The sequence below is a fragment of the Streptomyces sp. NPDC001549 genome (assembly GCF_042894025.1).
Taxonomy (GTDB): domain Bacteria; phylum Actinomycetota; class Actinomycetes; order Streptomycetales; family Streptomycetaceae; genus Streptomyces; species Streptomyces kutzneri.
The window spans coordinates 1-21,350 of record NZ_JBIAVJ010000001.1 but is presented as its reverse complement, the minus strand read 5'-3'; the positions used below and the strand labels follow the sequence as shown (position 1 = coordinate 21,350).

At 73.6% G+C, this 21,350-nt stretch carries 21 protein-coding genes and 1 riboswitch; of the genes, 11 read left to right on the top strand and 10 right to left on the bottom strand.

Annotation, left to right across the window (positions count from 1 at the left end):
* Positions 1-126: 126 nt before the first annotated feature.
* Positions 127-1,548, bottom strand: a complete 1,422-nt coding sequence (gene cobC / locus ACFY04_RS00105) for an Rv2231c family pyridoxal phosphate-dependent protein CobC (protein WP_389113379.1) — start codon at positions 1,546-1,548, stop codon at positions 127-129.
* A gap of 143 nt (positions 1,549-1,691) precedes the next feature.
* Between cobC and ACFY04_RS00100 the strand changes: the two genes are divergently transcribed.
* Positions 1,692-2,417 (top strand): ZIP family metal transporter, encoded by a 726-nt coding sequence (locus tag ACFY04_RS00100; protein ID WP_389113377.1) that lies wholly within the window; start codon positions 1,692-1,694, stop codon positions 2,415-2,417.
* Between the two features lie 20 nt (positions 2,418-2,437).
* Here ACFY04_RS00100 and ACFY04_RS00095 read toward each other — a convergent pair whose 3' ends face one another.
* The 7 genes from ACFY04_RS00095 to ACFY04_RS00065 all read right to left on the bottom strand — a co-directional run bounded on the left by ACFY04_RS00095 (position 2,438) and on the right by ACFY04_RS00065 (position 11,054).
* The gene (locus ACFY04_RS00095; protein WP_389113375.1) at positions 2,438-3,844 is read right to left on the bottom strand and encodes a cobyrinate a,c-diamide synthase; all 1,407 of its coding nucleotides are present in this window, start codon (positions 3,842-3,844) and stop codon (positions 2,438-2,440) included.
* A complete protein-coding gene (cobO, locus tag ACFY04_RS00090; RefSeq protein WP_030013115.1) occupies positions 3,838-4,437 on the bottom strand; it encodes a cob(I)yrinic acid a,c-diamide adenosyltransferase in 600 nt (199 codons plus the stop codon). The genes ACFY04_RS00095 and cobO overlap by 7 nt, the downstream gene beginning before the upstream one ends.
* On the bottom strand, positions 4,437-6,596 hold the full coding sequence (locus ACFY04_RS00085) for a putative cobaltochelatase (RefSeq protein WP_389113373.1): 2,160 nt from the start codon (positions 6,594-6,596) through the stop codon (positions 4,437-4,439). The genes cobO and ACFY04_RS00085 overlap by 1 nt, the downstream gene beginning before the upstream one ends.
* Positions 6,597-6,738: 142 nt before the next feature.
* Entirely contained in the window at positions 6,739-8,259 is a 1,521-nt protein-coding gene (locus ACFY04_RS00080; protein WP_389113371.1) for a cobyric acid synthase, read from the bottom strand.
* Complete coding sequence (locus ACFY04_RS00075; RefSeq protein ID WP_389113369.1) at positions 8,256-9,218, bottom strand: cobalamin biosynthesis protein; 963 nt, start codon at positions 9,216-9,218, stop codon at positions 8,256-8,258. Before ACFY04_RS00075 ends, ACFY04_RS00080 begins: the two co-directional genes overlap by 4 nt.
* Before the next feature lie 58 nt (positions 9,219-9,276).
* Positions 9,277-9,362, bottom strand: a riboswitch (cobalamin riboswitch).
* Positions 9,363-9,532: 170 nt separating this feature from the next.
* The gene (locus ACFY04_RS00070) at positions 9,533-9,754 is read right to left on the bottom strand and encodes a hypothetical protein (protein ID WP_030012731.1); all 222 of its coding nucleotides are present in this window, start codon (positions 9,752-9,754) and stop codon (positions 9,533-9,535) included.
* A 31-nt stretch (positions 9,755-9,785) separates the two neighbouring features.
* Entirely contained in the window at positions 9,786-11,054 is a 1,269-nt protein-coding gene (locus ACFY04_RS00065) for an anion permease (RefSeq protein WP_389113367.1), read from the bottom strand.
* Between the two features lie 309 nt (positions 11,055-11,363).
* Here ACFY04_RS00065 and ACFY04_RS00060 point away from each other — a divergent pair, with 309 nt between their 5' ends.
* Positions 11,364-12,494: an alpha/beta hydrolase family protein gene (locus tag ACFY04_RS00060; protein ID WP_389113365.1), complete on the top strand. Its 1,131-nt coding sequence runs from the start codon at positions 11,364-11,366 to the stop codon at positions 12,492-12,494.
* A gap of 214 nt (positions 12,495-12,708) precedes the next feature.
* Positions 12,709-14,136: a hypothetical protein gene (locus tag ACFY04_RS00055; protein WP_389113363.1), complete on the top strand. Its 1,428-nt coding sequence runs from the start codon at positions 12,709-12,711 to the stop codon at positions 14,134-14,136.
* Between the two features lie 60 nt (positions 14,137-14,196).
* On the opposite strand, the gene ACFY04_RS00050 is transcribed toward ACFY04_RS00055, so the two are convergent.
* Both ACFY04_RS00050 and ACFY04_RS00045 read right to left on the bottom strand, forming a co-directional pair.
* Positions 14,197-14,592, bottom strand: a complete 396-nt coding sequence (locus ACFY04_RS00050) for a VOC family protein (RefSeq protein ID WP_189735839.1) — start codon at positions 14,590-14,592, stop codon at positions 14,197-14,199.
* 63 nt (positions 14,593-14,655) lie between these two features.
* Positions 14,656-15,549 carry a neutral zinc metallopeptidase gene (locus ACFY04_RS00045; RefSeq protein ID WP_389113361.1) on the bottom strand — a complete coding sequence of 298 codons (894 nt, stop codon included), beginning with the start codon at positions 15,547-15,549 and terminating at the stop codon, positions 14,656-14,658.
* 290 nt (positions 15,550-15,839) lie between these two features.
* Between ACFY04_RS00045 and ACFY04_RS00040 the strand changes: the two genes are divergently transcribed.
* The 8 genes from ACFY04_RS00040 to amaP all read left to right on the top strand — a co-directional run bounded on the left by ACFY04_RS00040 (position 15,840) and on the right by amaP (position 21,221).
* On the top strand, positions 15,840-17,438 hold the full coding sequence (locus ACFY04_RS00040) for an ABC-F family ATP-binding cassette domain-containing protein (RefSeq protein WP_030010788.1): 1,599 nt from the start codon (positions 15,840-15,842) through the stop codon (positions 17,436-17,438).
* 364 nt (positions 17,439-17,802) lie between these two features.
* Positions 17,803-18,024 carry a helix-turn-helix domain-containing protein gene (locus ACFY04_RS00035; RefSeq protein WP_030010789.1) on the top strand — a complete coding sequence of 74 codons (222 nt, stop codon included), beginning with the start codon at positions 17,803-17,805 and terminating at the stop codon, positions 18,022-18,024.
* 159 nt (positions 18,025-18,183) lie between these two features.
* Complete coding sequence (locus ACFY04_RS00030; RefSeq protein WP_189735835.1) at positions 18,184-18,963, top strand: enoyl-CoA hydratase/isomerase family protein; 780 nt, start codon at positions 18,184-18,186, stop codon at positions 18,961-18,963.
* 127 nt (positions 18,964-19,090) lie between these two features.
* The gene (locus ACFY04_RS00025) at positions 19,091-19,522 is read left to right on the top strand and encodes an Asp23/Gls24 family envelope stress response protein (protein ID WP_301371953.1); all 432 of its coding nucleotides are present in this window, start codon (positions 19,091-19,093) and stop codon (positions 19,520-19,522) included.
* Between the two features lie 15 nt (positions 19,523-19,537).
* Positions 19,538-19,723: a hypothetical protein gene (locus ACFY04_RS00020; RefSeq protein ID WP_030010792.1), complete on the top strand. Its 186-nt coding sequence runs from the start codon at positions 19,538-19,540 to the stop codon at positions 19,721-19,723.
* 7 nt (positions 19,724-19,730) lie between these two features.
* The gene (locus ACFY04_RS00015; RefSeq protein ID WP_389113358.1) at positions 19,731-20,096 is read left to right on the top strand and encodes a hypothetical protein; all 366 of its coding nucleotides are present in this window, start codon (positions 19,731-19,733) and stop codon (positions 20,094-20,096) included.
* Positions 20,093-20,659 (top strand): DUF6286 domain-containing protein, encoded by a 567-nt coding sequence (locus tag ACFY04_RS00010; RefSeq protein WP_389113356.1) that lies wholly within the window; start codon positions 20,093-20,095, stop codon positions 20,657-20,659. Before ACFY04_RS00015 ends, ACFY04_RS00010 begins: the two co-directional genes overlap by 4 nt.
* 4 nt (positions 20,660-20,663) lie before the next feature.
* Positions 20,664-21,221: an alkaline shock response membrane anchor protein AmaP gene (gene amaP, locus ACFY04_RS00005; RefSeq protein WP_389113354.1), complete on the top strand. Its 558-nt coding sequence runs from the start codon at positions 20,664-20,666 to the stop codon at positions 21,219-21,221.
* Positions 21,222-21,350 lie beyond the last annotated feature (129 nt).

Here is a 21,350-nt window from a genome sequence, read left to right as displayed (position 1 = left end):
GGCATCATCAGCGCTCGGTGAGGATCGCAGGTCAGGCGAGTGCGGTGGAGGTCGGCCCGCTCGGCTCACGGTCGGCGCGCGCTCGGCTCACGGTCGGCGCGCGCTCGGCTCACGCTCGGCGCGCGGTCAGCGCGCGGTCAGCGCGAGGGCGTGGTCCAGGGCCTGGAGCAGCCGGCCTGTCGTCGCCCGGTCGCGCACCGCCAGCCGGAGCCAGGAGTGGTCCAGCCCCGGGAAGGTGTCCCCGCGGCGGACGGCGAAGCCGAGGGCGCGCAGCCGGGTGCGGACCTCCGCCCCGCCCGCCACCCGGATCAGGACGAACGGCCCCTCCGCCACCCCGACGACCGTCACCTCGTCGAACTCCGCGAGCCCGGCCAGCAGATGCGCCCGGTCCACCGCGATCCGCCGGGCCGCCTCCTCCGCCTCGGCCAGCGCCGCCGGAGCCACACAGGCCTCGGCCGCCACCAGCGCCGGGGTCGACACCGGCCACAACGGCTGTGCGGCCGCCAGTTTCGCGATCACCTCGGGCTCGGCCAGCACGTAGCCGATCCGCAGCCCCGCCAGCCCCCACGTTTTGGTCAGGCTCCGCAGCACCACCAGCCCCGGCAGGTCCATCCGTCCGGCCAGGGCTTCCCGCTCGCCCGGGACCGCGTCCATGAACGCCTCGTCCACGACCAGGATCCGGCCCGGCCGGGCCAGCGCGGAGAGGGTTTCCGCCGGGTGCAGCACGGACGTCGGGTTGGTCGGATTGCCGATCACCACCAGGTCCGCGTCCCCGGGCACGGCCGCCGGGTCCAGCCGGAAGCCGTCCGCCGCCCGCAGCACCACGCGCTCGACCTGGTGCCCCGCGTCCCGCAGGGCCGCTTCCGGCTCGGTGAACTGCGGATGCACCACGACCGGCCGTACGGCTCCCAGGGCCCGGGCGATCAGTACGAAGGCCTCCGCGGCCCCGGCCGTCAGCAGCACCCGCTCGACCGGCAGCCCGTGCCGGGCCGCCACCGCCGCGCGGGCACGTCGGCCGTCGGGATATGCGGCGAGATCCCCGAGGGAGGCGGCGATCCGCTGCTTGAGCCAGTCCGGGGGAGTGTCCGCCCGTACGTTGACCGCCAGGTCCACCAGCGCGGAGCCCGCGTCGATCACCTCGGCGTCCCCGTGATGGCGCAGGTCGTGCGCCTGTGCCGTGGCCACGGCGCAGGTCGCCGCCACCGACCGCCGCTTGGGCACGAGGAGTTCCCCGCCGCCCGCGAGGGCCGCGGCCTCCGCCACCGAGGGGGTCCCGGTGGCGGCGCGCGCCGCCTCCGAGGGGTGCGGCACGGCGATGGCGGCCAGCTGGGCGGCGGGATAGCTCACCAGGGGCACGCCGAAACGTTCCGCCGCACCCGTGATCCCGGCCTCACCCGCCTTCGACTCCACCGTGGCCAGCGCCGTCACCGCCCCCACGGCCAGCCCGGCCCCCCGCAGCGTCTCCTCGACCAGGGCGCAGACCTCCGCGACGGAAACCCCCGCGCGTCCGCCGACCCCGACCACCACCTGCGTCGCGTACTCGCCCACCGGGGGCCCTCCTTCCGTAGTCACCGTCGCCGTCACCGTCACCGTCACTGGAACACCACCGGCCGGCCGGCCGTCAACCCTCCGCCACCCGCCACCCGCGCGCGGACGTGCGCGCGGGGCGAGGAGTCTGTATTCAGGGGCGCATGGCCGTGATCGTGGCGTTGGGCGCGTTCCTGATGACCCTGGCGGGCGGATGGGCGGCGCAGCGCGTCACCGACCGCCGCCACCTCGTGCTGGGCCTGGCCGGCGGGCTGATGCTCGGCGTCGTGGGCCTCGACCTGCTCCCGGAGGCCCTCCACGCGGCGGGCGGCGAGGTGTTCGGTGTCCCGCTCGCCCTGCTGCTCTTCGTGGCCGGATTCCTGGTCGCGCACGTCGTGGAACGGCTGCTGGCGGTCCGCCAGGCCTCGCACGGCGCCGAGAACGGTGGCCGCACCCCCCAGGTCGGGCTCACCGCGGCCGCGGCCATGGTCGGCCACAGCCTCGCCGACGGGGTGGCCCTGGGCGCGGCCTTCCAGGTCGGCGGGGGGATGGGCGTGGCCGTGGCGCTGGCCGTCATCACCCACGACTTCGCCGACGGGTTCAACACGTACACGCTCACCAGCCTCTACGGGAACGACCGCCGCAAGGCCCTGATGATGCTCTTCGCGGACGCCGTCGCCCCCGTCGTGGGCGCGGCGTCCACTTTGCTGTTCACCCTTCCGGAGGAACCCCTCGGCGCATACCTCGGCTTCTTCGGAGGCGTCCTGCTGTACCTCGCGTCCGCCGAGATCCTCCCCGAGGCACACCACAAGCACCCCGCCCTGTCCACGCTGATGTGCACGGTGGGCGGGGTGGCCGGGATCTGGCTGGTGGTGGGCATCGCGGACTGAGCGCCGGCCGGGGACGGAGGTCACCGCCGTGCTGCCGCGGCTTCTGTGAAACGGCGCGCGACGGACGGCTCCGCCGCCCAGTGCGTGTGCAGGTAACTCGCGTGCACACCCTGCTGCACGAAGCCCTCGACCCGGCGCTCCGGGTGCGTGAACCCCCACGCCGGGGCCGCCCCGGCGCCCGGCTCGATCACCGTCCGGTGGAACTCGTGCCCGCGCAGCCGGGTCCCGGCCTGCGCGAGCGCGCTGTCGGACACCGCCACCGCCTCGCGGTAGCCGAGGGTGAGGCGCTCCGACATCCGCGCGTCGGCGTCGAGCACCCCGCACATGGGCTTCCCGTCCAGCGACCGGCCGAGGTACAGCAGCCCGGCGCACTCCGCGGCGACCGGGCCGCCGGCCGCGGCGAAGGCGGCCACGGCCGCCCGCAGCGGTTCGTTGGCGGACAGCTCGGGCGCGTACATCTCCGGGAAGCCGCCGCCGATCACCAGGCCCGTGGTGCCGGGCGGGAGCGCCTCGTCCCGGAGCGGGTCGAAGGTGACGACCTCCGCTCCGGCGGCGGTGAGCAGCTCCGTGTGCTCGGCGTAGGAGAACGTGAACGCGGCGCCGCCGGCGACGGCGATGACCGGTGCGGCAGCGTTGCCGGGGGCGCCGCCCCCGGACCCCCGCGCCTCGGACGCCGGCGAGGCCGGATGGGGCGACCACGCCTCGCAGTCCAGCGGCGGGGCCGTGCGGGCCAAGGCCATCAGGGCGTCCAGGTCGCAGCCCGCCCGGACCTGCGCGGCCAGCGCCGACACCGAGGCCAGCGCGTCGGTGTGCCGCTCGGCCACCGGGACCAGCCCCAGGTGGCGCGAGGGCGTGGCCACCTGCGGGGCCCGCCGCAGGACACCGAGGACCGGCATCCCCGCCTCCTCCAGGGCCTCCCGCAGCATCACCTCGTGCCGGTCGGAGCCGACCTTGTTCAGGATCACGCCCCCCAGCCGCACCTGCGGGTCGAAGGACGCGAAGCCGTGCACCAGCGCCGCCACCGACCGCGACTGCGAGGAGGCGTCGACCACCAGCACCACCGGCGCCCGCAGCAACTTCGCGACCTGCGCCGTCGACGCCAGCTCACCCCGGCCCGCGGCGCCGTCGTAGAGCCCCATGACGCCCTCGACCACGGCCAGATCGCACCCGGCCGCCCCGTGCGCGAACAGCGGAGCGACCAGCTCCGGCCCGCACATGAAGGCGTCGAGGTTGCGCCCCGGCCGGCCGGTGGCCAGCGCGTGGTAGCCGGGGTCGATGTAGTCGGGCCCGGCCTTGTGCGGGGACACGGCGAGGCCGCGCTCCGAGAAGGCCGCCATCAGGCCCGTGGCCACGGTGGTCTTGCCGCTGCCGGACGACGGAGCGGCGATGACCAGCCGAGGCACGTTGAAGCCGTACGAAGTCACCACTCGATGCCCTTCTGGCCCTTCTGCCCCGTGTCCATCGGGTGCTTGACCTTGGTCATCTCGGTGACGAGGTCCGCGAACTCCACCAGCTTCTCCGGCGCGTTGCGGCCCGTGATCACCACGTGCTGCGTGCCGGGACGGTTGCGCAGCACCTCGATGACCTCGTCGACGTCGATCCAGCCCCAGTGCATCGGGTAGGCGAACTCGTCGAGCACGTACAGCTTGTGCGTCTCGGCGGCCAGATCGCGCTTGACCTGCTCCCAGCCCTCCTTGGCCGCCTGCTCGTTGTCGAGCTGCGCGTCCCGCTGGACCCAGGACCAGCCCTCGCCCATCTTGTGCCAGACGACGGAGCCGCCCTCGCCGGAGGCGCCGAGCACCTTGAGCGCGTTCTCCTCGCCGACCTTCCACTTCGCCGACTTGACGAACTGGAACACCCCGATCGGCCAGCCCTGGTTCCAGGCGCGCAGCGCCAGCCCGAAGGCCGCCGTGGACTTGCCCTTGCCGGGGCCGGTGTGGACGAAGACCAGCGGACGGTTGCGGCGCTGGCGCGTGGTGAGCCCGTCGTCCGGAACGACGGACGGCTGTCCCTGAGGCATTACGCGGCCCTCCTGTTGCTGTTGCTGCTGTGGGGTGAGGCGGTGGATGTCACTGCGGTACGTACGTTCTTCACGAGCCCGGCCAGCGAGTCGGCCCGCAGCCCGTCGAGCGTGACGGCGGGCCCGCCGAGGTCACGGGCCAGTACGCCGGCCAGCCCCAGCCGGACCGGCCCGGACTCGCAGTCCACGACCACGGAGGCGACGCCCCCGGCCTGCAGCAGCCGCGCGCTGTGCCCGGCGAGCTCCCGCGGGCTGCTGTCCGTACGGCCCCCGGCGTTCCCGGCCGAGGTGGCCCGCCCGTCGGTGACGACCACGAGCAGCGGCCGGCGCGAGGGATCCCGCAGCCGCTCGATCCGCAGCACCTCGTGGGCCTTCAGCAGCCCGGCGGCCAGCGGGGTGCGGCCGCCCGTCGGCAGCTGCTCCAGCCGGGCCGCCGCCGCGTCCACCGAGGAGGTCGGCGGCAGGGCCAGCTCGGCCGTGGCACCCCGGAAGGTGATCAGACCGACCTTGTCCCGGCGCTGGTAGGCGTCCAGGAGCAGCGACAGCACCGCGCCCTTGACCGCGCTCATGCGCTGCCGGGCGGCCATGGAGCCGGAGGCGTCGACGACGAAGAGGACGAGGTTGCCCTCGCGCCCCTCCCGGGTGGCCTGGCGCAGGTCGTCCTTGCGGATCACGAGGCCGCGCCCGTCGCGGCCGCGCGCCTTCTGGTGCGGGGCGGCGGCCTGGATGGTGGCGGTCAGGTGCAGCTTCGTCAGGTGTCCGCGCGGGCGCTGGGCGCCGGTGGTGCGGCCGTGGGCGGTGCGGGCGCGGGACCGGCGGCCGGACGCGCCCTCGCCGAGGCCGGGCACGCTGAGCATCTTGGTCCGGAACGGCTCGGCGGCACGGACCGCGGCCTGCTCGGGCCCTGCGGCCTCCTGGGCGGAGGGCTGCGGGGTCTCGGGGGCTTCCGCGGGAGCCTCGCCGCTCTCGGGGGCCTCGGGGGCCTCGGGGGTCTCGGCCGACGCGCCCGGGTCCTGCGGTCCGCCGCCCTGCGGGGGCGTGCCACCCGGGCCGCCGTCGGGACCGCCGTCCCCGGGTCCGCCGTCGTCGGGGCCCTCGGGGTCCGGCTCCGGCTCGGGCTCGGGGTCCGGCTCGGGCTCGGGTTCCTCGTCGGGGAACTCGTCCAGGATCCGGTCGAGCATGTCCTCGTCCAGCCCCGGCGCGTCGAACGGGTTGCGGCGCCGGCGGTGGGGGAGCGCCAGCAGGGCCGCCTGCCGGACGTCCTCCTTGCGCACGTCGGTCCGCCCGGCCCAGGCGGCCAGCGCGGTCGCGGTCCGGGCCATCACGATGTCGGCACGCATCCCGTCGACCTCGAACCCGGCGCAGGTCGCCGCGATCTGGAGGAGCGCGATGTCGCCGAGCGAGACCTTCGGGAGCAGCGCCCGCGCGGCCACCACCCGGGCGCGGACCTCGTGCTCGTCCCCGGCCCAGCGGGTCGCGAAGCCCGCCGGGTCGTCCTCGTAGGCGAGCCGGCGGCGGACCACCTCGACGCGCTGGGCGGGCTCGCGGGAGGCGGCCACCTCGACGGTGAGTCCGAACCGGTCCAGGAGCTGCGGCCGCAGCTCGCCCTCCTCGGGGTTCATCGTGCCGACGAGCAGGAAGCGGGCGGCGTGCCGGACGGAGACGCCCTCGCGCTCCACGTACGAGGCGCCCATCGCGGCGGCGTCCAGCAGCAGGTCGATCAGGTGGTCGTGGAGGAGGTTGACCTCGTCGACGTAGAGGATCCCGCGGTGGGCGTCGGCGAGCAGCCCGGGCTCGAAGGCCTTCACGCCCTCGGCGAGGGCCCGTTCGATGTCGAGGGCGCCGACGAGGCGGTCCTCGGAGGCCCCGACGGGCAGCTCCACCATGCGGGCGGGCCGGACGCCGCCGGGGCCGGGCTCGTGCGGGCCGTCCGGGCAGGCCGGGTCCGGCGCGGTGGGCGCGCAGCTGAACCGGCAGCCCGATACGACGTCGACCTGCGGCAGCAGTGCGGACAGCGCGCGGACGGCGGTGGACTTGGCGGTCCCCTTCTCACCGCGCACGAGCACCCCGCCGACCGCTGGGCTCACGGCGTTGAGCAGGAGCGCCAGCCGCAGGTCGGACTGGCCGACCACTGCGGTGAACGGGTACGGGGTGCTCATGTGTTGCTCACTCCTTGGTAGGTGCGGGCCCGTGCCGGGGGCCTGGACGAGGTCTGCGGGTGCGGCGCCGTTGCCGGGGCTCCGCCCCGGACCCCGCGCGTCAAACGCCGGCGGGGCCGAATGTGCGGGGCCCGGCCGCCCGTCACGGGGCACCCGGCGGCAGGAACGGGAGGCCGGCCGGGGCGCCGCCCTCGATCAGCTGCAGCAGCGCACGCGTATCGGCGTGTTCTTCGATCAGGTCGCCCAGCAGGTCCAGCTGCTCCTCCCGCAGCGCGGCGAACGAGGTGTCCGGCGCCGGGACGAAGCGGCGGCCGGCTGCCGCGGCCACCTCCCGCAGGAACGCCCGGCGGAAGCCGTCCGACTCCAGCGATCCGTGCCAGTGGGTGCCCCACACCGACCCGACCCGGCAGCCGTCCAGGAAGGCCTCGCCGCCCAGCACCTCGGCGACCCCGTGGTGGATCTCGTAGCCCGCGACCTCCTCGCCCAGCGCCGATCCCACCGGTCGGGCCAGGGTCTTCTCGCGTTCGAAGCGGATGCGCACGGGCAGCAGCCCGAGGCCGTCCACCGACCCGGCCCGCGATTCGACCTCGTCCTCGATGTGCTCGCCCAGCACCTGGAACCCGCCGCAGATGCCCAGCACCGGCCGCCCCTCGGCGGCCCGCCGCAGCAGCGCGTCCGCGAGCCCGCGTTCCCGCAGCCACCGAAGGGCCTTCACCGTGCCCCGGGTGCCGGGTACGACGACCAGGTCCGCGTCGGCCAGTTCCTCGGCGCGGTCCACGAACCGCACCACGACCCCCGGCTCCGCCGCGAGCGCGTCGACGTCCGTGAAGTTCGACATCAGCGGCACCGCGCACACGGCGACCCGCAGCACGTCCTCGCCCACCGGCGGCGCGACCACGGACTCGCGTACCGCCCCGCGCAGGGAGACCCGCAGGCCGTCCTCCTCGTCGATGCCCAGGCCGTGCCGGAACGGCAGCACCCCGTACGTGGCCCGGCCCGTCAGGCCGCGCAGCATCTCCATGCCCGGCTCCAGCAGCGACACGTCGCCGCGGAACTTGTTGACCATGTATCCCGCGATCAGGGACTGGTCCTCGGGGGAGAGCAGCGCCGTCGTCCCGAAGAAGGACGCGAAGACCCCGCCGCGGTCGATGTCCCCGACCACGACCACCGGGAACCGCGCGGCCCGCGCGATCCCCATGTTCACGATGTCGGTCCGGCGCAGGTTGATCTCGGCCGGACTCCCCGCCCCCTCGCAGATCACGGCGTCATACGTGCCCCGCAGCTGCTCCAGGCAGTCCGTGACGATGCCGAGCAACTGCTCCTGGCGCCCGCCGTGGTAGCCGCGGGCGCTCATCTCGCCCACCGGCTTGCCCAGCAGCACCACCTGGCTGCTGCGGTCACTGCCCGGCTTGAGCAGCACCGGGTTCATCAGCGCGGTCGGCTCCACGCGGGCCGCCTGGGCCTGCATCGCCTGGGCGCGCCCGATCTCCGCGCCCTCCAGCGTCACGAAGGAGTTCAGCGACATGTTCTGCGCCTTGAAGGGCGCGACCTTCACACCCTGCCGGGCCAGCCAGCGGCAGATGCCCGCCGTGACCACGCTCTTGCCCGCGTCCGACGTGGTGCCCGCGACCAGCAGACCGCCGCCGCGCTTCGCGCCGCTCATCCGCGCCGCCCTCTCTGTGCCGTTCGGGAGACCAGCAGCCGGGCGGCCACGCAGGCGCCCAGGGCCAGCCAGGTCACCTGCCGCGACAGCCGTACCGCCCGCTCGATGTCCGCGACCTCCACCGGCCGCCCCGCCCCGCCGTTCAGTACGGCCCGGTGCTCGACCCGGCCGCCGTACGCGAGGGTTCCGCCCAGTCTGACGCCCAGCGCCCCGGCGAAGGAGGCCTCGACGGGTCCGGCGTTCGGGCTCGGGTGCGCGGCGGCGTCCGCGCGCCAGGCCCGTACGGCGCCCCGCCGGTCGGGGCCGGCCAGCACGGCGGCGACCGCCGTCAGCCGGGCCCCCGGCCAGCCGGCCAGGTCGTCGAGCCGGGCGGAGGCCCAGCCGTAGCGCAGGTAGCGGGGGGACTTGTGGCCGACCATCGCGTCCAGGGTGTTCACGGCGCGGAAGGCCAGCAGTCCGGGGACTCCGGCGACGGCGCCCCACACGAGGGCCCCGACCACCGCGTCGGAGGTGTTCTCGGCGACGGACTCCACGACGGCGCGGGCCATCTGCTGCCCGTCCAGGGCCTGCGGGTCGCGTCCGCACAGGTGGGGCAGCCGCTCCCGGGCCACCTCGATGTCCCCGGCGGCGAGCGCGCCGCCGATGGCGCGGGCCTCACGGCCCAGGGAGGTGCCGCCCACGACGGCCCAGGTGGCGGCGGCCGTCAGGGCGATACGGGCGGCTGCGGGCCGGGAGCGCACGGCTCGGGCGCCCAGCGCTCCGACGGCGGCCGCGCCTCCGGCGCACACCAGGGTGTGCAGGAGGCCCCGGGCGCGGTCGTCGCGCCACAGGGAGCGTTCGACGGCGCCCGCGGCCCGTCCGAAGGCGGCCACGGGGTGCCCTCGGCGCGGATCCCCGAGGATCCGGTCGCCGATCAGGCCCGCCGTGGCGCCGTACGCGAAGACGCGATCGGCACGCATGGTGACAGGTATGTCCTCACTCAGGGTCCGCGCCCTGGTTCGACGTGTCCGGCGGCGAGAGTTCCTGGCTCCCGGGACGCACGCGCGGCGTGCGGTTCCGGTGACAGTGGCGGGACCGCGCCGGATTCGCACCGGACTTCCTCTCCATGCCGCCGTATTGGCTCCGGCAGTCCACCACGCACGTCGAAGGCCCGTCAACTCGCCGTTGACCTGCGGCGCGGCAGGGGAGCGGCAGGAGGCGCGGGATGCGAAAAGCTCCCTCCGGGACAAACCCGGAGGGAGCCTTCACGCCTGGTCGGCCGCGGGGCGGCGGATCAGGCGACGATCAGGTAGATCCCGTAGCCCACGGCCGCCGCGATGACGGCGAAGCAGGCGTACGCGCCGCTGCGGGCGAGGGTGGCGGTGCCGCCCTGCTCGGTGGCGGTCTCGTGCTTGGACAGGCCCACCAGGCCCAGGGTGAAGAGGGCCACGAGGGCGACGGTCGCGAAGAGGCTGACCCCGAAGACGGAGCCGAGCGCTTCCCAGTCGATCTTCATACTGCCGTTTCCTCTTGTGTCTCTGTCTCGGTCAGACCGCGGCGGCCGGAGCCGCCGGGGTCTGCGTCGCGGCCGGGATGGTGGCCTTGAGGTCTTCGTCCGTGACCGCGGCGGTGGTGCCGGCGGCGGCGACGGTCGGCGGGACGGTGACCGCGGCGATCGCCGTGGTGATGACACCCGGCTCCTCGGCGCGGGCCGGCTCCACCTCGTTGACGTTGTTGTGGTCGACGACCTGGCGGCGCGAGATGAACCAGATGGCCAGGCAGGAGCCGATCAGGAAGAGCGTGACCGCGGCGATGCCGACGTCACCGATGCGCATGACCAGCTCGGCACCGGCCGAGACCAGCGCGGCGGCCGGCAGGGTCAGGCCCCAGGCGACGAACATGCGGGTCGCGGTGGACCAGCGGACCACACCGCCCTTGCGGCCCAGGCCCGCACCCATGACCGCACCGGAGCACGAGTGGGTGGTGGAGAGCGAGAAGCCCAGGTTCGAGGAGGCCAGGATGACGGACGCGGCCGAGGTCTGGGCGGCGAAGCCCTGCTGCGGGTGCAGGTCGGTCAGGCCGCTGCCCATGGTGCGGATGATGCGCCAGCCGCCCAGGTAGGTCCCCATCGCGATGGCCATACCGGCGGAGACGATGACCCAGACCGGCGGGTTCGCGTCGGGCGCGATCGCGCCGCCGGCGATGAGGGCCAGGGTGATGATGCCCATCGTCTTCTGCGCGTCGTTGGTGCCGTGCGCGAGGGAGACGAGACCGGCCGAGGCGATCTGACCGGCGCGGTAACCCTTGGCGGAGGTCTTCTCGCCGACCTTGTCGCCCAGCTTGTAGGTGAGCTTGGCGGCCAGGTACGCGGCGATGCCGGCCACCAGCGGGGCGGCGATCGCGGGGATGAGGACCTTGGTGACGACGACGCTGCCGTTGACCGCGCCGATACCGGCGGAGGCGACCGCGGCACCGATCAGGCCGCCCATCAGGGCGTGCGAGGAGCTGGAGGGGAGGCCGACCAGCCAGGTGACGAGGTTCCAGAGGATCGCTCCGACCAGGGCGGCGAAGATCACCTCTGGCTGGATGCCCTCCTCGTTGACCAGTCCCTTGGAGATCGTCTTGGCGACCTCCACGGACATGAACGCGCCGACGAGGTTGAGCACGGCGGACATGGCCACCGCCGTCTTGGGCTTGAGGGCGCCGGTCGAGATGGTGGTGGCCATCGCGTTGGCTGTGTCGTGGAAACCGTTCGTGAAGTCGAACACGAGAGCGGTAATGATCACGATCCCGAGGAGAAGCGTTATGTGCTCCATTTACCCAGGCTTCTGTTTGACGTCAGTGGCTCGGCGACCGTAGGCAACCTGGGTGAACGGAAGATGAACTGACTCGGGCGGAGCGGTGTACTGGCGCGGGGTGTGATCGGGCCATTCGTCCTGATTCTGGCGTAGATAACGCCATTAATGCACGTCAAAGCCGGGTGAATGAACCCCTCCGCAGGGGGTTCGCCGTGCATACGATCCCACCCCCGGGCCTCGAATGAGACCTAGATCACTCCCTCCGTGCCCGCGGTGGAGGGATCGGCTCCGGTGGCCCGCCCGAGGTCCCGACCCGACACTGGAGCAGTGCGTACCGCGACAGCGACGGCTGCGGCCGTCACGACGACCCTCCTGGGTGCCGGCGCGGCCGCCGTCGCCCTCGGCCGGCACGCCGCCGACGCGGCCCTGCGGCCCGAACCCGGACGTCCGCTCCCCGGCGGGCCGAAGCTCAGCGTCCACTCCGCCACCGACGGCCGGATCACGCTGACCCGCTCGCTCGCCTCCCTGCGCCCCGGCACGTACGGCCTGGTCGCACCCGGTGTGCACGCCGTCGTCGGGCCCGTTCTCCCGGACGCCGACCCCGGCCCGGACGCCGTCGTGAGGCAGCTCGTCTCCGTCACCCACGGCAGCCTCGACCCCGGCACCCGGGTCTCCCTCACCCCCCAGGTGTACGTCGGCAACCCGCGCACCGCCCTCGGGCTCGACCACTCCGACGTGGACATCCCCGGGGAGCTCGGCGCCCTGCCCGCCTGGTTCGTGCCCGCCGCCCGGGACACCTGGGTGATCGCCGTGCACGGGCTCGGCAGCAGCCGGGAACACCCGATGGTGGTCATGCCCTTCCTGCACCGCCACCAGCTGCCCGTCCTGGACCTCGGCTACCGGGGCGACCTGGGGGCCCCCGCCTCCCCGGACGGCCTCGGCCACCTCGGTGAATCGGAATGGCGCGACCTGGACGCCGCCATCCGCTACGCCCTGCGCTACGGAGCCCGCCGCGTGGTCCTGTACGGCTGGTCCACCGGCGCCACCATGGCCCTGCACGCCTTCGAACGCTCGCCGCTCGCCCACCGGATCTCCGGGCTGGTCCTGGACTCCCCGGTGCTCGACTGGCACACCACCCTGCGCGGGCTCGCCGCGGCGCGCGGCGTCCCCGGCGTGGTGCTGCCGCTGGCGGTCCGGGCCGCCGAGGGCCTCGCGGGCCTGCGCGCCGACCGCCGGCCGGCGGGCTCCGACCCCGGCGCGCTGCGCGTCCCCGTACTGATCTTCCACGGCCCGGACGACACGCTCGCCCCCTGGGGGCCTTCGCGCAGACTCGCCGCCGCCCGCCCCGACCTCGTCGCGCTGCACCCCGTGAGCGGGGCCGGGCACGGTGCGATGTGGAACGCCGACCCGGCCGGCTATGAGGAGGTCCTGCGCCGCTTCCTCACCCCTCTTATGTGAAGACCCGGCGAACGGTCCGGTGAACGGCCGAGTGAACGGCTGGGGGAACGGCCGGGTGAACGGCCGTGAAAAGCCATGCGCCGAGGCCCGTCATGTGAAGGCCCTGTGACGGACAGGGCCCCACGGGCGGCTTGTCCCGGTCTGCGCTGCGGCGAACGGCGGCAACGGCCGATTCCGTTTGGGCTTTGGGCCAGTGACGGGCGAGACTGCTTCCGTGACGTCCCGAAAGCCTGATGAGCAGTTGGCTCGCGACTCCAGACTCCGACTCGTCTCGCCGCGCTCCGTCGCCGCGGCCCGCAAGGCGGTGACCGACCGACGCACCCGGCCCGCGCCCAGGCCCCCGGCGGGTACACCCGCCACGGCCGACCTCGCGAACCGGGCCCGGTCCTCGCTCGCCGACGCCGTACGCCTGACCCGCTGGGCCGAGCGCAACCTCGGTGCCGGAGACGGCGGCCGGCCCGCCCCCACGGGCGCCCTGCCCGCGGCCGACGTCGAACGCGCCGCCGCGGAACTGGGCCTGACGCACGGCCAGATCCAGGTCGGCTGGGACCGCGCCCGGCTCGCCGGACTGGTCGAGGTGCACGGCGGCCATGCCCGGCCCGGCTGGCGGCTGCGCGCCTGGGACCGCGACGACACCGCCGTGCTGCGCGGCTGGGTCGCCCTCTTCGACGCCTGGTCGCTGGTCCATCCCGCACCCGCCGACATCGCCCCCTCGGCCGTCGCCGAGGTCGTCGAGGCGATGCCCCAACTCCTCTCCCTGCTCCAGCTGTCCGCCGGCCCGGTGACCGTCCCGGACCTGCTCGACCTGCTCGGGCAGCGCGTCACCGAACTGCGCGACGAACGGTGCGAGATCCCCTACGAGGCCGAGCCCGCCGCAGCGCTGACGTCCGCCGCCGCCGGCCCCGCGGAGGCCCGCCCCGTTCCGCTCGCCCGGCTGCTGCGCTGGGCGCTCGGCGGACTCGCCGCCGTGGACGCCGTCACCCTCGGCCCCGCCCGGGCCACGCTCACCCCGCTCGGCAGCTGGGCCGTCTGGGTCAAGCTGGAGCAGATCTGCGTCGCGGCGCAGAGCCCCGCCGGGAACATCGAGCAGTCCGCCGCCGCCATGCTGCACGGCTGCGCGCGGCTCACCCCCGGCCCGGCCCGCGCCGAGTACCAGGCCTGGCTCGCCGCCCGGCCCGTCGGCCACGCCGTGGCCGAGCTGCTGCAGGCCGCCCGGGGCGAGGACGCCCTGCTGCGCGGCCTCGCCTTCGAGGCGTTGCGCGTGGTCGGCGCCCCCGCCGAGCCCGAGGTGCGCGCCACCGTGCGCGAGCCCGCCCTGCGCCCCTACGCCCTGCTCTGGCTCGCCGAGCACGACGGGATCGACCCCGACGAGGCGCAGGACGTCCTCACCGCCGAGGAGTCGACCTGGCTCTGGGTGGACACCGCGGCCGCCATCGCCGACCACGGCGAGGCCGAGCTGCTGGCCCGCCACCTCGACTCCGCCGTCCGGACCACCGTCCCCCGGCTGCTGGACGAGGTCCGTGCGGTCGGCCATCCGCGCACGGTGCAGGTGCTGGTCGCACTCGCCGCGGCCCACCCCGACCCGACGCTGGCCAAGGCGGTCCGCCGGGCCGCCTTCCAGGTCCACACCGGCGGCGAGTGACCCCGTACGAGCGGGTGACTCCGCAGGGGAACGAGGGCAGGGACGGGTGCGCCGCCAGGGTCAGACCTGCGGCGCGTACGTCCCGAAGCTCCAGACGTTGCCCTCGGCGTCGCGGGCCATGTAGTCGCGGGAGCCGTAGTCCTGGTCGGTGGGCTCCATCACGATCTCCGCGCCGTGCTCGACCGCCCGCCGGTGGTGGGCGTCCACGTCGTCGACCACGACATAGACCCCCGAGGGGCCGGCGCCCTCCATGGCCTTGTCGAAGACCCCGCCCCTGCCCGAACTGCCCAGCATCACCATGCCGTTGCCGTACGCCAGCTCGGCGTGCGTCACCGAGCCGTCCTCACCCTCGTAGACGGCGACCTGGCTGAAGCCGAAGGCCTCGGTCAGCAGCCTGATGGCCGCCTTCGCGTCGCGGTAGACCAGCGTGGGACAGATGGACGGAACGCCTGCCATGACGATCACTCCCTCTCGTGACGGTGACCCGCGTCACACCAGCATGGCAGGCGTCACCGACAGTCAGCGGAAGGTGTTGCACTGGGCCATGTCGCCGGTCCGGTAGCCCTGGTGGAACCACTGCCGGCGCTGCTCGGCCGAGCCGTGGGTCCAGGATTCCGGGGACACCCGGCCCTGGAACTTCTCCTGGATCCGGTCGTCGCCGACCGCGGCCGCCGCGTCCAGCCCGTCCCCGATGTCCGCCTCGGTCAACGTCTTGATCAGCGGCCGCCCGGTGGAGGCGTCCGCGACGTTCGTCGCGTTGCGCGCCCACACCCCGGCGTAGCAGTCGGCCTGCAGCTCGACCTTGACCGCGTTGCTGTTCGGGCCCTGCCGTCCGTCCTGGGCCCGCTGGAGGGTCCCGGTCAGGTTCTGGATGTGGTGTCCGTACTCGTGGGCGACGACGTAGGCCTGGGCGAAGGGGCCGCCGGTCGCGCCGAACTTCGTCCGCAGGTCTTCGAAGAAGCCCAGGTCCAGATAGACCTTCCGGTCCGCCGGGCAGTAGAAGGGGCCCACCGCCGAGCTGGCGGTCCCGCACGCTGTGTTCACCCGGTTCTCGAAGAACACGGTCGTCGCCGGGGTGTACTGGCCGCCGCGCCGGGCGAACTCCTGCTTCCAGAAGGCCTGGGTGCTCCGGGTGACCGCCAGCAGCCGGCAGTCCTCCCGCGTGTTCGCGTCCCGCCCCGTCTTGCAGGCCTGCTGCACCTGGTTGAACGACGAGGAGACCGGCGCCGGCTCCTGCTCCCCGGTGGACAGTCCCAGCTGCTCCGGCCCCACCCCGAACAGCAGACCGATGACCAGCGCGATGAGACCGACGATGCCGCCGCCGACGGTGGCCTTCCCGCCCGGGATGCGGCCGCCGCCGCGCCTGTCCTCGACTTCGGAGCTGTCGAGCCTGGCGTCGTCGTCGAACTGCATCCCGCACCGCCCTCCACACGTCGAACAGGTGCGGTCGCGTCTCCGCCCATGCGGCGAGTATCAACCCAATCATCCCGATCTGCGCCTCGGCCGCTCCGTGGGGCCGCTGGGCCGGACGGGGGACACGGGGGAGCGGATCCCGCAGGCCGGACGGCCCGGCCCGCGCCCGGAAAGTAGTTGCGCACCCCCGGTAGAATGTCTCTCATGGCAAATCTCCTCGCGGATTAGCGGCGTCGAAGCTTCGCGTCCTGCCCCCCTTCCGCCGTCCCGACCCGCCCTGGAGTATTTCCGTGATCACCGCCACCGGCATCGAGCTGCGCGCCGGCGCCCGCGTCCTTATCGAGTCCGCCTCCTTCCGTGTCGCCAAGGGCGACCGCATCGGCCTGGTCGGCCGCAACGGAGCGGGCAAGACCACCCTCACCAAGTGCCTCGCGGGCGAGGGCCAGCCCGCCGCCGGCTCCATCGCCCGCTCCGGCGAGGTCGGCTACCTCCCGCAGGACCCGCGTACCGGCGACCTCGACGTGCTGGCCCGTGACCGGATCCTGTCCGCGCGCGGCCTCGACGTGCTGATCAAGAAGATGCGCGCCAACGAGGAGCGCATCGCCACCGGCACCGGCGGCACCCGCGACAAGGCCATGAAGCAGTACGAGCGCCAGGAGACGGAGTTCCTGACCAAGGGCGGATACGCCGCCGAGGCCGAGGCCGCGACCATCTCGGCCGCCCTGGGCCTGCCCGACCGGGTGCTCGGCCAGCCGCTGCACACCCTCTCCGGTGGCCAGCGCCGCCGCGTCGAGCTGGCCCGGATCCTCTTCTCGGACGCCGACACCCTGCTCCTCGACGAGCCCACCAACCACCTCGACGCCGACTCCATCGTCTGGCTGCGCGACTACCTGAAGACCTACCGCGGTGGCTTCATCGTCATCTCCCACGACGTCGACCTGGTCGAGACCGTCGTCAACAAGGTCTTCTACCTGGACGCCAACCGCTCCCAGATCGACGTCTACAACATGGGCTGGAAGCTCTACCAGCAGCAGCGCGAGGCCGACGAGAAGCGCCGCAAGCGCGAGCGCCAGAACGCCGAGAAGAAGGCCGCGGCCCTGAACTCGCAGGCCGACAAGATGCGCGCCAAGGCCACCAAGACCGTCGCCGCGCAGAACATGGCCAAGCGCGCCGACCGGCTGCTCGCCGGCCTGGAGGCCGTCCGCGTCAACGACAAGGTCGCCAAGCTCCGCTTCCCGGACCCGGCGCCCTGCGGCAAGACCCCGCTGACCGCCGAGGGCCTCTCGAAGTCGTACGGCTCCCTGGAGATCTTCACCGACGTCGACCTGGCCATCGACAAGGGCTCCCGCGTGGTCATCCTCGGCCTCAACGGCGCCGGCAAGACCACCCTGCTGCGCCTGCTCTCGGGCACCGAGAAGCCGGACACCGGCACGGTCGTCCCCGGCCACGGCCTCAAACTCGGCTACTACGCCCAGGAGCACGAGACGCTGGACCCGGAGCGCACGGTCCTGGAGAACATGCGCTCCTCGGCCCCCGACCTGGACCTGGTCGCCGTACGCAAGACCCTCGGCTCCTTCCTCTTCTCCGGGGACGACGTGGACAAGCCCGCCGGGGTGCTCTCCGGCGGCGAGAAGACCCGGCTGGCCCTGGCCACGCTGGTCGTCTCCTCGGCGAACGTGCTGCTCCTCGACGAGCCCACGAACAACCTCGACCCGGCCAGCCGCGAGGAGATCCTGGGCGCGCTGCGCACGTACAAGGGTGCGGTCATCCTCGTCACGCACGACGAGGGCGCCGTCGAGGCGCTGGAGCCGGAGCGCATCATCCTGCTCCCGGACGGCGTCGAGGACCTGTGGGGGCCGGACTACCGGGACCTGGTGGCCCTCGCCTGAGCGGGTTCCGGTTCCCGTTCCGCTTCTGATCCAGTTCCTTATGGATCATTCGGCTCACGGGTGATCCATCATCTGAGTGAGACGGTCTCGTACCGTTGCGCGTCGTACGACGGCCCCGGCCGCACCCGCGAAGGTGCGCGGCCGGGGCCGTTCGTTTTCCGGTTCCGCGCCCCTGACCTGGTGATTCCCGGCGAGGTCAGCGGAGTGTGACGGAAGTCATGCAGCGGAAGAGGAGATTCCGTTCTGCTCGGGTGTCCACCGGTCGGGAAATGCCGTCGTACCGACCTTGCTGAATGGGTGGCCAGGAAGCGTGGGAGGGGTGATCATGAGAAGTCCAGAGCGCACTTCCCATGAGGAGGCACGGGTGGCCGAGACTCTGAAGAAGGGCAGCCGGGTAACCGGCGCCGCGCGCGACAAGCTCGCGGCAGACCTGAAGAAGAAGTACGACTCCGGTGCGAGTATCCGGGCGCTGGCCGAAGAGACCGGCCGGTCCTACGGATTCGTCCATCGGATGCTCAGTGAGTCCGGGGTGTCGTTGCGTGGTCGCGGAGGCGCGACGCGCGGCAAGAAGGCCGCTACGGCCTGACCCCGGTCCCATCGGTTCCGACGCTTCAACGGCTTCAAGGTTCATCATGATCCGACGGTTCCTTCGGTGACCCCCGGTCGGCCTTCCGGTCGGCTGGGTGGTTACTGTGCAGTCACTTAGGCCGAGCTTGCGGCCGACTGCACACCGGAGGCATGAGAGATGGCTCTGCTCGACAAGGACGGCGTACGACTCACCGTCGACGACACGGTCGCCACGGTGACACTGACCAATCCGGCCAAGCGAAATGCCCAATCCCCCGCGCTCTGGCGGGCTTTGGCCGAGGCCGGGAGGTTGTTGCCGGGCACCGTCCGGATCGTCGTGCTGCGCGGTGAGGGCAAGTCCTTCTCCGCAGGGCTCGACCGGCAGGCGTTCACCCCCGAAGGTTTCGAGGGCGAGCCCTCCTTCCTCGATCTGGCACGCGGTTCGGACGAACTGCTCGACTCCACGATCGCCGAGTACCAGGAGGCATTCACCTGGTGGAGGCGTAACGACATCATCTCCGTCGCCGCCGTGCAGGGGCACGCGATCGGCGCCGGCTTCCAGCTCGCGCTCGCGTGCGACCTGCGCGTGGTCGCGGACGACGTGCAGTTCGCCATGCGCGAGACCAGCCTGGGCCTGGTCCCCGACCTGGCCGGTACCCAGCCCCTGACCTCCCTGGTCGGCTACGCCCGCGCGCTCGAGATCTGCGCGACGGGCCGCTTCGTGCACGCCGAGGAAGCGGAGCGGGTCGGCCTCGCCAACCTCGTCGTCCCCGCGGACGAGCTCGACGCCGCCGTCCAGGACCTCACCACGGCCCTGCTGGCCCCGCCGCGGGACGCCGTGATCGAGACGAAGACGCTGCTCCGTTCCGCCCAGGCCCGTCCCTACGACGACCAGCGCGCCGCCGAGCGCGCGGCCCAGGCCCGCCGCCTGCGGGACCTGGCCGGTCTCTCCGACTGAGGGCCGCCACAACGCAGGAGCCCCGGGGAAAGTCGGCCAGCCGCCCGGCGTAGTCCCGGGGCGCCCGCGCGCCGTGGCGCCTAACGTGGTGCGGAGTGAGTCCGCCAGCCACGCGAAGGGACACGCGATGACCGAATCCGCATCAGGGGTCTCCGGCAAGGAGCCCGGCGACCGGGGACGCACGAGCATCGCCGACGGGGTGGTCGAGAAGATCGCCGGGCTGGCCGCCCGCGAGGTGGTCGGCGTACACGCCATGGGCAGCGGCAGCGGCCTCTCCCGTACCTTCGGCGCCGTCCGCGACCGGGTGCCCGGCGGCGCCAAGGCCAGCGTCAGCCGCGGGGTCAAGGCGGAGGTCGGCGAGGTCCAGACAGCCCTCGACCTCGAGATCGTCGTCGACTACGGGGTATCGATCCGGGACGTGGCACGGGCCGTCCGGGAGAACGTCATCTCAGCCGTCGAGCGGATGACCGGCCTGGAGGTCGTCGAGGTCAACATCGCGGTGAGCGACGTCAAGCTGCCCGATGAGCCCGACGAGGAACCGGAATCCCGTCTCCAGTAGCCGAAAGGAGCCCGCATGAGCATGGCGATCGCCGGACTCTTCGCCGGCATGGCCCTGGCGTTCGCCGGCTACTTCGGCGGTTTCGGGGCCTTCCTGCTGGTGGCCGCCCTCGGCGCCATCGGTTTCGTCGCCGGGCGGTTCCTCGACGGGGACCTGGAACCGGGTGACCTGTTCCGCCGCCGTGACGACCGGCGCGGGTGAGGCGCCGATGAGCAGCCCGCCGCGCTCCGCCCCGCCCAGGGTGGCCGCCGCCGAGCGCGGTTTCACCCGTATCGCCGACCGGGTCGTCGCGAAGATCGCCGCCCAGGCCGCCCGGGAGGCGCTCGCCACCACCCCGGGCACGCCCCCGCACGCCACCGTCACCGTGCACCACGACATCGCCCGGGTCCGGGTCAGCCTGGAGCTGGACTACCCCTCCGACCTGGCCGCCCAGTGCGCGGCCGTACGCCGGCAGGTCGCACTGCGGATCGAGGAGTGCGCGTCGATGTCCGTACCCGAGGTGGACGTCGACATCGAGCACCTGCACTCCACCCACACCCGGACCGCCGCCGGGCGGGACCGGCGGCTGCGGTGACGGCCCCCGGCTCCGGCCCGGCCCCGGCCCGGGCCCGCCGGTTCCGCTCCGCCCGGCGGGTGCCCGCCGCACTCACCGCCCTGGTCGTGCTCGGGGTGGCGGTCCTGTTCCTGTACGACCTGGCCGCCCTGCGGGCCGACCGGCCCGGGATGAGCTGGCGCCGCGACCTCGCCGACCAGCTGGCGGCGCACACCCCCGCGGACCTGGGGGTGCAGCTGATCGCAGGGGCCCTGGTCCTGGCCGGGGTGGTGCTCCTGCTGCTGGCACTGGCCCCCGGGCTGCGCGGGATCCTGCCGATGCGGACCCCGGAGCAGCGGGCGGGCGTCCGGGCCGGGCTCGGCCGCAAGGACGCCGCGCAGATCCTGCGGGACCGGGCCATGGAGGTGTCCGGAGTGCGGTCCGTCCGGGTCAAGGTGGGCCGGTCCCACGTCGGGGTGCGGGCCACCTCGCACTTCCGCGAGCTGGACGACGTACGGGCCGACCTCGACGCGGTGCTCGCCGTCGGCATCGAGGAACTGGGCCTCGCGCACCCGCCGCAGCCGCGCGTACGGGTCAGGAGGTGACGGAATGCTCGGAACGGTGAACCGGGTCCTGCTGGCGCTGGCCGGAGCGGTCCTGGTGGCGGCCGGGACCGTGGTGCTGACGGGCGCGTGGCCGTTGCACGGCCGCCACGCGCCGCTGCTGAGCGAGCAGACCAGGAACCGGTACTGGCACGCCGAGGGCTGGTGGTGGTGGGCGGTGCTCGCCGCTCTCGCGGTGGGCGTGCTGCTGGCGCTGTGGTGGCTGCTGTCCCAGTTCAGGCGCCGGCGACTGCAGGCGGTGGTGGTGGACACCGGGGACGGGGCGTTCGCCATGCTGCGCGGGCGCGCGCTGGAGGAGGCGGTGGCCGCGGAGACCGGCGCCCTGGACGGGGTCGCCGGCTGCCGGGTCGCCCTGCGCGGGCGGCGCGGGTCGCCGGCGCTGCGGGTCGCGCTGCAGCTGGAACCCCACGCGGTCCCGGCCGACGCCCTGGCCGCCGTGGCCGGCCCGGTCCTGACCCACGCCCGGACCTCGGCGGGCCTCCCGGAACTGCCCGCGGAGGCCCGCCTCAAAGTGACGTCCCACCGGGCCCAGCGCGTGACCTAGTGCTGTGACCCGGTGGACCTTTCCGGTCACAGCACTAGTGTGATGCGCCAGAAATCCTGATGGTTATTTACTACGCTGTTGTCATGTCGCATTCGGGTCCTTCTGCTGTGGAGATCACGCTGTCCGAAG